This is a genomic window from Vitreoscilla stercoraria DSM 513 (assembly GCF_000382305.1).
GTDB classification, from domain to species: Bacteria; Pseudomonadota; Gammaproteobacteria; order Burkholderiales; family Neisseriaceae; genus Vitreoscilla; species Vitreoscilla stercoraria.
Genome location: NZ_KB908026.1, coordinates 90368 through 103577, shown reverse-complemented (window position 1 = coordinate 103577; position 13210 = coordinate 90368). Strand labels below are relative to the sequence as shown.

General features: G+C 44.9%; 13 protein-coding genes and 1 other RNA gene. 5 read left to right on the top strand and 9 right to left on the bottom strand.

Features of this window, described 5'->3' with window-relative positions; genetic code table 11:
* Nucleotides 1-6 precede the first annotated feature (6 nt).
* The 5 genes from yczE to ftsY form a co-directional block, all read right to left on the bottom strand.
* Nucleotides 7-654 carry a membrane protein YczE gene (gene yczE / locus H150_RS0108370; protein ID WP_019958606.1) on the bottom strand — a complete coding sequence of 216 codons (648 nt, stop codon included), beginning with the start codon at nucleotides 652-654 and terminating at the stop codon, nucleotides 7-9.
* Nucleotides 655-759: 105 nt separating this feature from the next.
* Complete coding sequence (gene ftsX / locus H150_RS0108365; RefSeq protein ID WP_019958605.1) at nucleotides 760-1677, bottom strand: permease-like cell division protein FtsX; 918 nt, start codon at nucleotides 1675-1677, stop codon at nucleotides 760-762.
* Nucleotides 1678-2331 carry a cell division ATP-binding protein FtsE gene (locus H150_RS0108360; RefSeq protein WP_019958604.1) on the bottom strand — a complete coding sequence of 218 codons (654 nt, stop codon included), beginning with the start codon at nucleotides 2329-2331 and terminating at the stop codon, nucleotides 1678-1680.
* 20 nt (nucleotides 2332-2351) lie between these two features.
* Nucleotides 2352-3209, bottom strand: a complete 858-nt coding sequence (locus H150_RS0108355; protein ID WP_019958603.1) for a DMT family transporter — start codon at nucleotides 3207-3209, stop codon at nucleotides 2352-2354.
* Nucleotides 3210-3231: 22 nt separating this feature from the next.
* Nucleotides 3232-4524: a signal recognition particle-docking protein FtsY gene (gene ftsY, locus H150_RS14065; protein ID WP_155970500.1), complete on the bottom strand. Its 1293-nt coding sequence runs from the start codon at nucleotides 4522-4524 to the stop codon at nucleotides 3232-3234.
* 607 nt (nucleotides 4525-5131) lie between these two features.
* Between ftsY and H150_RS0108345 the strand changes: the two genes are divergently transcribed.
* From H150_RS0108345 to rnpB, 4 genes are all read left to right on the top strand, one after another.
* On the top strand, nucleotides 5132-6466 hold the full coding sequence (locus tag H150_RS0108345; RefSeq protein WP_019958601.1) for a M16 family metallopeptidase: 1335 nt from the start codon (nucleotides 5132-5134) through the stop codon (nucleotides 6464-6466).
* Nucleotides 6463-7821 carry a M16 family metallopeptidase gene (locus H150_RS0108340; RefSeq protein ID WP_019958600.1) on the top strand — a complete coding sequence of 453 codons (1359 nt, stop codon included), beginning with the start codon at nucleotides 6463-6465 and terminating at the stop codon, nucleotides 7819-7821. The genes H150_RS0108345 and H150_RS0108340 overlap by 4 nt, the downstream gene beginning before the upstream one ends.
* Nucleotides 7822-7984: 163 nt before the next feature.
* Nucleotides 7985-8446 (top strand): DUF4442 domain-containing protein, encoded by a 462-nt coding sequence (locus tag H150_RS0108335; protein ID WP_019958599.1) that lies wholly within the window; start codon nucleotides 7985-7987, stop codon nucleotides 8444-8446.
* Between the two features lie 324 nt (nucleotides 8447-8770).
* Nucleotides 8771-9119: RNase P RNA component class A (gene rnpB, locus H150_RS14790), an RNA gene on the top strand.
* A gap of 31 nt (nucleotides 9120-9150) precedes the next feature.
* Here rnpB and H150_RS0108320 read toward each other — a convergent pair.
* The 3 genes from H150_RS0108320 to H150_RS0108310 all read right to left on the bottom strand — a co-directional run bounded on the left by H150_RS0108320 (nucleotide 9151) and on the right by H150_RS0108310 (nucleotide 11199).
* Entirely contained in the window at nucleotides 9151-9675 is a 525-nt protein-coding gene (locus H150_RS0108320) for a hypothetical protein (protein WP_019958596.1), read from the bottom strand.
* A gap of 156 nt (nucleotides 9676-9831) precedes the next feature.
* Nucleotides 9832-10455 carry a PAQR family membrane homeostasis protein TrhA gene (trhA, locus tag H150_RS0108315; RefSeq protein ID WP_019958595.1) on the bottom strand — a complete coding sequence of 208 codons (624 nt, stop codon included), beginning with the start codon at nucleotides 10453-10455 and terminating at the stop codon, nucleotides 9832-9834.
* An 18-nt stretch (nucleotides 10456-10473) separates the two neighbouring features.
* Complete coding sequence (locus H150_RS0108310; protein WP_019958594.1) at nucleotides 10474-11199, bottom strand: 16S rRNA (uracil(1498)-N(3))-methyltransferase; 726 nt, start codon at nucleotides 11197-11199, stop codon at nucleotides 10474-10476.
* A gap of 144 nt (nucleotides 11200-11343) precedes the next feature.
* Between H150_RS0108310 and H150_RS0108305 the strand changes: the two genes are divergently transcribed.
* Nucleotides 11344-12132 carry an inositol monophosphatase family protein gene (locus H150_RS0108305; protein ID WP_019958593.1) on the top strand — a complete coding sequence of 263 codons (789 nt, stop codon included), beginning with the start codon at nucleotides 11344-11346 and terminating at the stop codon, nucleotides 12130-12132.
* 107 nt (nucleotides 12133-12239) lie between these two features.
* On the opposite strand, the gene lpxC is transcribed toward H150_RS0108305, so the two are convergent.
* On the bottom strand, nucleotides 12240-13157 hold the full coding sequence (lpxC, locus tag H150_RS0108300; protein ID WP_019958592.1) for a UDP-3-O-acyl-N-acetylglucosamine deacetylase: 918 nt from the start codon (nucleotides 13155-13157) through the stop codon (nucleotides 12240-12242).
* Nucleotides 13158-13210 lie beyond the last annotated feature (53 nt).

The following is a 13210-nucleotide window of genomic DNA, read 5'->3' as shown; positions in this document are numbered from 1 at the left end:
GATAATTCATTCATGGTTTTGTGGATAACGCTTGGAAAACCAATTCAAAGTTTGACCCAAAACAGGACCAATCAACAAAGCAAACAACACCGTACCCAAACCCAAATTACCACCCATCATCCAACCACTTAAACAGGCAAAAATTTCAATTCCCGTACGCACGTGACTGACTTGCCAATGATAACGTGCACTCAATACCACCATCACACCATCACGCGGACCTGCACCCATATTGGCACTCAAATAAAACGCACCGCAAACGCCTGCCAACACAATTCCAAATACGCCCAAAACCACTTGCTGCCACAACAATTCAGGTGTCGGCACAATATAACGGGTCAAATCGATGGCAGCAGCAATCAACAATGCATTTAAAATCGTGTTCAAACCCGGCTTAATCCGCAATGGTAACCACAATAATAAAATCACGGCGCTGATCAGTACGCTGGCACCACCAACCGACAAAGGCGTGTGTAAAGACACACCTTCGGCAAAAATCGTCCACGGTGAATTGCCCAGTTGTGATTGCAATAACAAGCCGTCACCGATGCCAAAACCAAACAAAGACAACACGCTCACCCACAAAGAGTAGGGGCGCAAAGACCATAGCTTTGGCGCACGCCAAGGCACAATGGGAATGGGTGTTTTTTTCATACCAAGTCCAACTAAAAAAGCGCTCAGTGAGCTCTGAACGCTTGTATTTATTATTGTTTCATTCAAGCGTCCTGTAACAATTGAGCGGCGTTACAGGACGCCTTATTAATGTTGTTTGGCTCTAAAGTGACGCAAATGTTGACTGGTTGCCAAAGTCGCGCCAACGATCGCCAACACGCTCATCAAACCAAACAACACTGCCAATTCAGTCGGCGTGAAAAACCGCCATGCCATATTGATACCATAAGGTGCCAACACGCTGCTAAGCATCGGTGTCGTTTGTTGCACCAAAACCGCACACAAACCCAAACTCAACCCTAAAGCCAATAAACCTTGCCACCAAGCTTGGTATAAAAATGGACGGCGCACAAATGACGACGGTGCGCCCAAAAGTTTGGTGATTTCGATTTCTTCTTTTTGACTCAAAATCTGCAAACGAATGGTATTGTGTGCCACCAACACAAACGCCACACACAAAGTCACTGCCAAAAACCACACCAATTGTTGAATCAAATGATTCAATTGATACAAAGTACGTATCCATTGAGCATCCATTTGCACCAAATCTACATTGGGTAAAATACTCAAAGCGTCCTGTAAACTTTGCATTTGCGCTGGGCTGTATTCAGGCTTTAAGGTCAATACAAACGCATCGGGCAAGGGATTTTCTTCTAAAATCGACACCAAATCTTGCTCGCCCATACTGTCTTGCAAAGCTTCCAAAGCTTGCTGCTTGGGCACATATTCTATCTGCGCCAATTCAGGACGCTGCGACAAAGTGCTTTGCAAAGTCTGCACAGCACTGTCATCTGCAGTCAAATCCACAAACACCGTCATTTGCGGCTCTGTGGTCAATTGCCCTAATATTTGCTCATTGCTTTTCACCAACAAATAAAATGCCAATGGCAAAGTCAAAGCAATGCCCAACATCACCAAAATCAACAATGTTCCAAAAGGTTGGCGCAAAAATGTCTTCAACGCACGCAACGCCGCTTGCGTGTGCATGGAAATGGCATGCTTCATTTAGATTAACCTGCCTTGTTGTAAACGCAAAATGCGATGGCCGTAGTCTGCCATCAAAGATTCATCATGAGCGGAAATAACCACAGTGGTGCCCGCTTGGTGAAAAGAACGGAACAATTCCATGATATCCAAAGCATAAGCACGGTCTAAATTGGCAGACGGCTCATCGGCAATCAACAAAGTCGGTTGATTAACCACCGCTCGTGCGATGCACAAACGCTGTTGTTCGCCACCTGACATCGTCACAGGCAAAGCTTTTTCCTTGCCAGCCAAACCGACTTTCTCAATCGCCATATGGGCACGCTTAAGCGCATCTTTATGACTGTATTTACCCGAAATTTGCAAAGGCAATAACACATTGGCCAATACATTGCGATCAAACAAAAGTTTGTGATCTTGAAACACAATACCAATGTGTTGACGTAAAAAACCCAAATGGTTGTCACTCAAATCGCCCATATTGTGCTGATTGAGCCATACCGCACCATCTGATGGCTTGGTAATGCCAGCAATGAGTTTCAAAATCGTGGATTTTCCAGCGCCAGAATGTCCCGCCAAAAAAATCATTTCCCCTTTGTCTATTTTGAAACTCAGATTTTTCAATGCTTCATGGCCACCAGGATATACCTTGGTGACTTGTTCAAATCGTATCATGTCAGCCTCTTTGATTGTTTTCAGGACGCTTTAAAACGTGCAGACACCACAACAGCCATGATGATCAAACTGCCCCCTAACATCATGCGCAGCGTGGGCACATCGTGCAAAAAAATCCAAGCAATGGCAATGGCGTATACAGGCTCTAAAGCAATCACCATCGCAGCAGTGCGTGCGCTGATGACTGTTAAGCTGTCAATGAACAACCAATATGCCAAACCCGTACACAACACACCCAAGCAAGCCAACCAAAACCAGCCTGCTATGTCCAAACTGCCCAATTGCGGTATCGCAAACGCGCTGACCACACTAATCGCCGCAAATTGCCACCAACAAGATTGCATCGAATCGGCTTGGCGTTGCGCAGCACCTGCTCGGTTCAGTGCGGCAATCACGGCATACACCAAGCCTGAAAAAATGCCCCACAACAAACCCACTGTGCCAGAATTGCCCATATCAAAACTGGGTACCACTAAGATTAAACCGATGCTGATGAGAACAATCAACACCATTTCCAAACGGCTGATTTTGTCTTTGAATATGAGCGCTTCAATGATGGCAATCGCGGCAGGAAAACAGGAAAACCCCAAAGTACCTATCGCCACGCCACCAAGTTGAATGGCATAAAAAAATGCCCACCAATGCAAACCCAATAAGCAACCAATGAACAGCAATTGGGCAATTTCTTTCGCTGCCACATCTTGCCACGGCAAACGTTTTTTCAGGGCGCACACCAAACCCAAAACCACTACTGCAAATGCACAGCGCCCCCAAACCATGGCTGCCGCAGTAGTGGGCACCAAAGCAGCAAACACTCCAGATAAACCAAAGAAAATCGTTGCAAAATGCATGTTCCACAGCGCGCGGCTTCGGGTCATGATGTGGCTTTCAAAAAGTTAATCAATCACCTAACAAAGCTTCGGCATAATCGCGCGCATTGAATGGGCGCAAATCTTCGATGCCTTCACCCACGCCAATGAAACGAATTGGAATCGGACGGGTTTTTGCCAAAGCAGCAATCACGCCACCTTTGGCAGTGCCATCGAGTTTGGTCAAAATCAAACCTGTCAAACCCAAAGCATCGTCAAACGCAATCACTTGATTGATGGCATTTTGACCAATATTGGCATCCAAAACCAAGATAATTTCATGTGGTGCAGTGTCCATAGACTTTTGCATCACACGTTTGACTTTTTTGATTTCTTCCATCAAATGCAATTGTGTCGGCAAGCGGCCTGCAGTGTCTGCCAAGACAATATCGGTACCACGCGCTTGCGCTGCATGCATCGCATCAAAACACACCGCTGCAGAATCGCCTGTCGCTTGAGAAATCACGGTCACATTATTGCGTGCGCCCCACTCAATCAATTGCTCACGTGCTGCCGCACGGAAAGTATCCCCTGCCGCCAACAACACTGATTTGTCTTGTCGTTGGTAATGCGTCGCCAATTTACCTATTGAAGTGGTTTTGCCCGCACCATTCACACCTGTCATCATAATCACAAAAGGTTTGGCATCCGCAGGAATTTCCAATGGTTGTTGCAAGGGCTCAATCAACTCAACCAACGCATCTTTCAAGGCCTCACGCAGCTCTTGTGGGTCTTTCAAACCTTTCAAACTCACACGCTCGCGCACTTCTTTTAACAAATGCTCAGTTGCGGCCACACCCATATCACTGGTCAACAACACATCTTCCAACTCTTCGTACAAATCTTCATCGATTTGCGCACCACCAAAAACGCCCGCCAAAGACTTGCCCAATTTGTCACGCGATTTGCTCAAGCCTTGCTTCAAACGTGCTGTCCAACTGCTCACAGATTCATTGGGTTCAAAATTGCTAACAGGATTGCTATGCACCGGCTTCACAACAGGTGCCGTCGTTGGCGCAATCGTTTCAATAATGGCTTCTTCTACTTCAACAACATTGGTTGCCCAATTGCCCGTAAAGAACGAAGATTCTGAAGATACTGGTACTGTTTCTTCTACAACAACTGCCACCGCTTCTTGAGTCGGCACGGCAATATCCTGCACCTCTGCCAAGGCTATCGGCTCAACTGTTGCCGCAACGTTTTCAACCTTAGTCGGCACAATACCTCTTGCCCAACCTTGTACGACTGGCTGGGCGTCCTCCACTAAAGCTGCTGGTTTTTCTGCTTCGTCAGCCGAGATAGTCTCCTCCGCAGGCACCACCATAACCACTTCTTCAGGTATTGTTGCAATTTCAACAGCCGCACTTACCAAAGGTACAGGTGCTTCTAATCCCGACTCCGTCAACACTTCAGACTGTGGCAATACTGCTGCTTCTGGTGCGGTCACAGTCTCAACAGCTTTTTGCGCAGGCTCTTGGGCTATCAATGCAACCGATTCTGGTGTCACTTGCGCCATCACAACAGGTTCTGTTACCACAACAGACTGAGGCTGATTGTCCAACGTATCAAAACTCAATGCCGTAACGCTAGGCGACACAGTGTCAGAAACCTCTGGCGCCACAACAGGCTCAACAATCGGTTCTGCCACTTCAACGTCATGGATGACTATGGGCGCCTCTTTAGGCTCAATAGCAATATTTTCAACAGGCAATGTCGCCTCAGCCACAACTTCCTGAACCACAGCTTCCTTGCTAGAATCTATCAGTGGTTCAGCAGGAAGTTGCTCTTGAATGTGCTCTGGCTGGGTTTCCGGTACGTTTTGTTCCGGTTCAGATTTTCTAAATCGTTTGAAAAATTTGGAGAACATTTAGTCTTTCAATCACAATATGCCTAAGTAAGGGCTATTGTAGCGTAAAAATCAAGGATAAATCATGTATCTAAAAGTTTGGAGCAGTGCTTTATTACTCGCTGCATCGTATAGCAGTGCTTGGGCTCAAACCCTCAGCCACACCTTGGACAATGGTTTGAAAATCATCGTGCGAGAAGACCAACGTGCACCCGTTGTCGTCACACAACTTTGGTACAAAGTCGGCAGCGTGGATGAAGAAACAGGCAAAACAGGTTTAAGCCATGTTTTGGAACACATGATGTTCAAAGGCACACCAAACATACCATCAGGTGAATACGCCAAACGCATCAGCGCCTTAGGCGGCTCACTCAATGCTTACACCAACCGCGATGAAACGGTTTATTACCAAACCATTGCTAGCCAACATTTGCCTGAAGTCTTGAAAATGGAAGCCGATCGCATGGTGAATTTAAGCTTTAGCAATGCCGATTATGTCAATGAATTGGAGGTTGTCAAAGAAGAACGTCGCTTGCGCACCGACGACAGCCCTTCAGGACGCTTGTTTGAAACCTTGTATGAAACGGCTTTTGTCACCAGTGGCAACCGTTCACCCATCATTGGCTCGATGTCTGATTTAGGCAAAATGACAGGCGATGATGCCAAAGCATGGTATCGAAAATGGTATGCACCCAACCATGCCACTTTGGTCATTGTTGGCGATGTGGATGCGAAAAAAACCATTCAAAATGTCCAACAAACTTTTGGTGACATTCACGCCAATACATTTACGCCACCTACTTTGCCACAAGAGCCGATTCAAACCCAAACACGCCATGCGCAAACCTCAGCGCCATCTGAAGTGCCTATGGTCGCTTTGGCTTATCAAGTACCACACTTAAAAACATTAGATGAGCGCTTGCCTTATGCTTTGGATACCTTAGCCAACGTTTTGGATGGCAATGCTGCCAGTCGCTTAGAAAAAAATTTGGTGCGCGGTCAACCGATTGCATTGTCGGTCGGTGCCAATTATTCTTTGTTAAGCCGTTCGGATGAGTTGTTTATTTTATCGGGCGCACCTGCACAAAACATCGATGTCACCACCTTAATCAATGCCTTAAAGCAAGAAATCAAGAAAATTGCGACCGATGGCGTGGACGAAGCAGAATTAACCCGCATCCGCACACAGCGTGAAGCTTCTGAAATTTACGCCAAAGATGCCATTACAGCCCAAGCGTCTTTATTGGGCAACTTAGAAAGCAAAGGTTTTTCGTACCAAGACGAAGATGCCATCCGCCAAAAGCTCAACAACGTTACTGCCCAAGAAGTACAACAAGCAGCGCAATATTTAACCGATGACAAATTGACCCAAGTGATTTTGCAGCCTGAATCCTTGTCAAGCAAAGGAGCGGCGCAATGAAAACCATCGCCACCATCAGCATTTTAAGTTTGGCTTGGCTTAGCCAATCGGCTTGGGCACAAACCACCACCACGCCATCTACCATAGCTCAAACCAACCCACATCAACTGCATATTCAAAGCTGGCATTTAAAAAATGGTGCCAAAGTATTGCTAGTCGAACGACACGCGCTACCGATTGTAGACATCAACGTGGCTTTTGATGCTGGCAGCCGCCGCGATGATGCACAAAAAATAGGTGTCGCCAATTTTGCAGGCAGCTTGATGGACATGGGTGCAGGCAAATGGAATGAAGAAGACATACGCCGCTTGAGCAGCGATTGGGCAGTCACTGTGAGCAGCTTCAGCGACACCGAACAAGCGGGCATCCGCATTCGCAGCCTCAGTCAGCCGCAAACTTTACAGGACGCTTTAAAACTTGGACAAACCATTTTAAGCCGACCGACTTATCCACAGACTGTTTTAACACGTGAACAAGATCGTGCCGTATTGGGATGGAAACAAAACCAAACCGATCCTCAATTTTTATCTTCACAAGCCATGACCCGTTTGAATTATCCACAACATCCTTATGGTTATTGGGCACAAGAAAACGAAGCCAGCATTCGCGCCATCAAACGCCAAGATTTGCTGGATTTTCACCACCGCTATTTCCGCCCTAGCACCGCTGTGGTTTCGATTGTCGGCGATATAAACCGCTCCCAAGCGCAAAAAATCGCCACCGAACTATTGGCAGACTTGCCACAACAAAAACTCAAACTGCCAAACATCGCAGCTGTGCCTTTGCACAAAGGTCAAACCACACACATCCATCATCCTGCCAGCCAAACCCATTTGGATTTGAGCTTGCCTGTTATCAGCCGCGATGATGTGGATTATTTTGCGCTATTGATTGGCAATTACACTTTGGGTGCGGGCGGTTTTGACAGCTTATTGATGAAAGAATTGCGCGACAATCGCGGTTTTACTTATGGCGCTTACAGTCATTTCAATCCGATGGCGCAAAAAGGCACATTTTCCATAGGCTTGAGCACGCAAGCGGCCAATGCCCCTGAAGCTTTGAAAGTCACCAAGCAAGTATTGGCCGACTACATCGCGCAAGGTCCTACTGAAGCGCAATTGCAACAAGCCAAAAATAATATCATAGGCGGCTTTCCGATGCGTTTTGATACCAACAACAAATTATTGGGCTGGCTCAGCACCATCGGTTTTTACCAATTGCCATTGGATTATTTAGACACTTATCCACAGAAAGTCCAAGCTTTGACCACCGAACAAATTCGCGATGCATGGCAGCGACGTTTGAAAGTCGAAGATTTGAACGTGGTGACAGTCGGACAAAGCCTAAAACAATAAATCATTTCATCATTTAAAGCGTCCTGTAAAAGTTACAGGACGCTTTTTTAAGTGGTTTATCATGATTTAATTCATTCAAATAGCATTTAAAATGCCGCTCGGTTTACACTGTTCACAGTTTGACAAAATCCGATTCATCGACCCCATCACAAAGGAAACCCATATGCAAAAACACTCAGTCGAATATTTCAATCAAGTGGTTAAAACCGAATTGCCTGCTGCACATTTTTGCGATGTGCGCGTCAAAAATCTGGATGAGAAGGTGTGCGATGTCACAATGACACACCAACATGCCAACCAAAATCCTTTTGGCTCGATTTATTTTGCCGCCTTGGCGATGGCAGCAGAGTTATCCACAGGTGCTATGGTGATTCGTGCCGTAGAAAATGCGCCTGAAGTCATTTCCATGTTGGTGTTGAACCAAAATGCCCATTTCAGCAAAAAAGCCCGTGGCACCATCACCTTTACCTGTACCCAAGGTCATTTCATCAATGCCGCTATCGAAGAAACCTTGCGCACGCGTGAAGGCGTGACTTTGTGGTTACAAAGCGTGGGAACAGACGAAGCAGGAGATGTAGTCACAACCATGAATTTTGAATGGACGATGAAAGTGAAAAACGCTTAAATTTTGTCAAAAATCAAAAGATTAAGACAAGCGTCCTGTAAACTTACAGGACGCTTCATTTTTATTCCAACCAACTTATCCACAAGCATATGGTTTGATATTTCTATCTCTGATTTAAGATATCCACATTTACTTTCCATCCATTTCTATCCTTTAAAGAGTGAATAAATGGCAAATATGGCAATTTATTGTCAAAAGCCTGTGGATAAGTTGTGTATAACGTGGATAAGTCGCTGTTTTAGGAATTATTTCAAAGTCAAAATGAGTCTAAATCGTTCGAGCAATCAATGCCACAGCAAATTGTGTTACAATACGCGCCGCATTACAGTTTGCCAGACAGTCGCCGCGTGGCAACACGGGGAGGAAAGTCCGGGCTCCATAGAGCACAATGCCAGCTAACGGCTGGGCGTCGAAAGGCGACGGAAAGTGGAACAGAAAGCAAAACCGCCGATGGCCTTCGGGCACAGGTAAGGGTGAAAAGGTGCGGTAAGAGCGCACCGGGCACTTGGCAACAAGATGTCGCAGGCTAAACCCCATTGGGAGCAAGACCAAACAGAATCCGCTAATGTGGCTCGCATTGGATTCGGGTAGGTTGCTTGACGGCATGAGCAATCATGCTGCTAGATGAATGACTGTCCAACGACAAAACCCGGCTTATCGACAAACTGTAATGCCCTCTCTCGCTACTTCATGCCCCTTCATATTTAGCCGTAATATCCCGCCACACCCAAACCAATAGTCCAGAAATGTTTGCCCATTTCCAAATCACGCGCCAACCATTCGTCTTCATCTGAATCACGGTCTTCTGCGGGGGTTTCATCCATGCTTTGTTGCACATCTGCATCGGTAAATTGTCGCCAAATGCCCATGGCCAAATGTGAAAAGGTATAACAATAAGGCGCATCGCTGTCATCAATAGCACTGCCACGATTGCATTTGGTCAACAAAGCCACCAAATCTGCCGCATCCAATTCAAACGGATTTTGTTCATACACCGACAACACCGTGCGCTCAGGATTGGGGCCAAAGACAAATTCAATGAATTCAATATTGCCTTCTTCATCAAAATCCAAACGGAACTCATGTTTTTTATAAAACCAAGAATGGTCATCGTGTTCTGATGGCAGACCCAAAAACTTGTGCACCGCTTCTTTGCTGGTACCCAGTTTTAATAAGCCTATGCCTTCTATTTCAATACCTTCTAAAGGCAACAAAGTGATGGTTTGCATGGTTGTTTGCTTTCGTACAAAAAGATGTGCACAAGCTTACCTTAAGTGTTTCGTTTTGTAAGTGTTATCCACAACAATGCTCAAAATAAATATTAAAAAAGCGTCCTGTAAACTTACAGGACGCTTGTGAATCATTTTGGACTTATCCACAGCTCATTACAAAACATAAAAATAAATACAAAAGAATTGGAACAAACTGCCCATCAACACAAACATGTGCCAAATACCATGACCGTGTTTAATTTTAGTGTCTTGGATAAACCAATAAATACCACCGCTATAAGCCACACCGCCTGCAACCAGCCAAAATAAGCCCCAACTTTCCAAACCGCGCAGCAAAGGCATAATGGCCACCACAACCAGCCAACCCATCAACACATAAATCAACATGGACAGCCAACGAGTAGGAGAGCGCAAACCGATGGTCAATTCTTGGATGATGCCAAACAATGCCAATCCCCACGACACACCAAACAAAGACCAGCCCCAAGGACCATTCAAAGTAATCAAAGTGAACGGTGTATAACTGCCCGCAATCAGCAGATAAATGGCGCAGTGATCAAATTTTTGTAACACGGTTTTGGCCAACTCAGGCTTGATGCTGTGGTACAAAGTTGAAATCAAATACAAAAAAATCAACGTGCCACCATAAACACTCGCTGCCCAAATAGCCAATTCACCTTGACCTATGGATTTTAAAACCAATAAAACCGTCGCAGCGACCGCCAATATGACACCAGACAAATGACTGTATGCATTGAACCGCTCACCATAATACATGGATTTTTCCCTCAATTTTTAATCAAAATCACCCCAGCGCGCTTGTAAACAAGCAGTGGCCGTCATGGCAGCCGTTTCAGTGCGCAAAACACGCGGTCCTAAACTCAAAGGTACAAAACCACTGTCTAAAATCGCCGCTTCCTCTGCTTCGCTGAAACCACCTTCAGGACCTGCCATCAACACCGCTTGATTCACAGACTCAGGCAATGTATTCAAACCTTGCTTATTCACCACACTAAGTAAAATACACAGCTTATCAACAGGGGCTGTGGATAAGTATTCGGATAACTTAATCACAGGCAATACTTCTGGCACAACCGAACGACCACTTTGCTCACAAGCTGAAATCACAATTTCTTGCCAACGCTGCAAACGCTTGTCTGCACGCTCGCCCTGTAAACGCAACACACAACGCTCACTGATAATCGGTTGAAACTGACTCACGCCCAACTCGACACATTTTTGCAAAGTGAATTCCATGCGCTCACCACTGGACAAAGACTGTACCAAACTTAAATGTAATTTGGATTCAGTCTGACATGCTTTAACCTCTTTCAAACAAACGCTTACGAACTTTCTGGTCATTTCTACAATATGAGCTGTCACATCATTGCCATCACCATTAAATAACACAATCTCATCTTGTTCTTGCAAGCGCAAAACTTGTACATGACGCATTACACGCTCGGGCAATTCCAAATTTTGACCCACGACCAATTCAACAGGACAATAAAAACGTGGCATAAGACATCACTTTATATAAAAATATTAATGAACACTCATTGTACAATAAGCTTCATCAACGTAATGGATTGACTTCTCTCCATCATCGCCTAATAATCAATTTGAAAATAATTAGGCAATAATTTGCTAAAAGGTTGATGTATCGTGCTCAATGCTTTGATTCAATTGGTAAGAGATGTGGCACAAAACGAGGTGATGCCTCGATTTTTACGTGTCGGTAGCACACGCAAACAAGATGGTTCTTTGTTCACAGAAGCCGATTTAGCGGCTCAAAATGCATTTGCAGAAGGCTTAAAAAACTTATCCACATATCCCATGTTGGGTGAGGAAATGTCACGCCATGAACAAATGCAGTTGTGGCAAAACAATCCACAAGGTTTGTGGGTGGTCGATCCGATTGATGGGACAACCAATTTTATCAACGGGCTGCCTCATTTTGCTTTGTCTGTGGCTTTGGTCAAAAATGGTGTGAGTCAATTGGGCGTCATTTTCAATCCTTATACCAATGAAATGTATGCCGCAGAACGAGGTAAAGGGGCACATATGAACGGTATTCCTTTACCATTAAAAAAAACCTTAAATCCTTTAAGTGAGGCCATTGCAGGCGTTGAAGTCAAATATTTACGCTCAGGAAAACTGGCCAGCCGCATGCAAACTCTCGCTCCTTGTGGCAGCCAACGCAGCATGGGCAGCTCCACTTTGGATTGGTGTTATTTGGCTTCAGGCCGCTACGATGTTTATGTACACGGCGGTCAAAAATTGTGGGATTACGCCGCAGGTGCTTTGATTTTTGAAGAAGCTGGTGGACAACTTGCCACATTAGAAGGAGATGATTTTTGGAATGGAGAACATGTATTCAGTCGCTCTGCCATTGCGGCTTTACAACCTGAGTTATTCACAGCTTGGCTCAATTGGATACGCAAAAACCAATAAATCACCCAAAATCAATCAACAAAATCAAAGCGGCCTGTCACATTACAGGCCGCTTTTTATCAGCAGAATAATTACTTATCCACTTTATTCACAACTTATCCACAGACTTATACATATTCATTCACAGGATGGAATGCCGTTGGCAAGTCTTTGTCACTTGGAAAAGTAACCCATTCAAAGCTATCTGGCTCAGAAAACATCTTACGTAACAACGCATTGTTCACCGCATGACCGGATTTATAACCTGTAAATGCACCAATAATCGGATGACCTGCAATGTATAAGTCACCAATGGCATCCAAAATTTTATGGCGCACAAACTCATCGGGATAACGCAAACCTTCAGGATTCAAAACATCAAAATCATCAATCACAATGGCATTGGTCAAATTGCCACCTAGACCTAAATTGTGGCTGCGCATCAATTCTACTTCTTGCATAAAACCAAATGTACGCGCACGAGCAATTTCTTCCAAATAAGAAGCACCTGCAAAATCAATACTGTAAGTTTGATTCGAGCGATTGAAAACAGGATGGTCAAACTCAATGGTCAAAGTCACTTTAAAGCCATCATAAGGCTCAAAAGACACTTTTTTACCCGGCTCTTCCACCACAATCGGGCGTTTGATGCGAATGAATTTCTTCTGGGCATCTTGATCGACAATACCAGCGTCCTGTAACACATAAATAAACGGCAAACTAGAACCGTCCATAATCGGAATTTCAGGCGCATTCAATTCAATCAAAACATTATCCACACCCATCGCAGATAAAGCAGACATGATGTGTTCTATCGTACCGACTTTAGCGCCATTTTCAGTTACAACAGTGGAAGACAGACGTGTATCGTTGATTAACCAAGGAGTTAAAGCAATAATTTCACCTTGCTCACCACTTAAATCTGTACGACGAAAGCGAATACCGCTGTCCACAACCGCAGGATGCATGGTCAAAGACACACGTTCTCCAGAATGCAAGCCAACGCCTGTCACATGTACTGATTTGGCTAAAGTTCTTTGTAACATAATCGTTTTACCAATAATAATGATTGCATTGCTGAAATTGTAACGGAGTTTAC

Excerpts from the sequence above, each read along its gene's own strand:
- H150_RS0108320 (WP_019958596.1), bottom strand. The coding sequence starts at position 9,675 with ATGCAAACCATCACTTTGTTGCCTTTAGAAGGTATTGAAATAGAAGGC.
- H150_RS0108340 (WP_019958600.1), top strand. The coding sequence starts at position 6,463 with ATGAAAACCATCGCCACCATCAGCATTTTAAGTTTGGCTTGGCTTAGC.
- H150_RS0108360 (WP_019958604.1), bottom strand. The coding sequence starts at position 2,331 with ATGATACGATTTGAACAAGTCACCAAGGTATATCCTGGTGGCCATGAA.
- H150_RS0108355 (WP_019958603.1), bottom strand. The coding sequence starts at position 3,209 with ATGACCCGAAGCCGCGCGCTGTGGAACATGCATTTTGCAACGATTTTC.
- ftsY (WP_155970500.1), bottom strand. The coding sequence starts at position 4,524 with ATGGTGGTGCCTGCGGAGGAGACTATCTCGGCTGACGAAGCAGAAAAA.
- ftsX (WP_019958605.1), bottom strand. The coding sequence starts at position 1,677 with ATGAAGCATGCCATTTCCATGCACACGCAAGCGGCGTTGCGTGCGTTG.
- trhA (WP_019958595.1), bottom strand. The coding sequence starts at position 10,455 with ATGTATTATGGTGAGCGGTTCAATGCATACAGTCATTTGTCTGGTGTC.
- H150_RS0108310 (WP_019958594.1), bottom strand. The coding sequence starts at position 11,199 with ATGCCACGTTTTTATTGTCCTGTTGAATTGGTCGTGGGTCAAAATTTG.
- lpxC (WP_019958592.1), bottom strand. The coding sequence starts at position 13,157 with ATGTTACAAAGAACTTTAGCCAAATCAGTACATGTGACAGGCGTTGGC.
- H150_RS0108335 (WP_019958599.1), top strand. The coding sequence starts at position 7,985 with ATGCAAAAACACTCAGTCGAATATTTCAATCAAGTGGTTAAAACCGAA.
- H150_RS0108345 (WP_019958601.1), top strand. The coding sequence starts at position 5,132 with ATGTATCTAAAAGTTTGGAGCAGTGCTTTATTACTCGCTGCATCGTAT.
- yczE (WP_019958606.1), bottom strand. The coding sequence starts at position 654 with ATGAAAAAAACACCCATTCCCATTGTGCCTTGGCGTGCGCCAAAGCTA.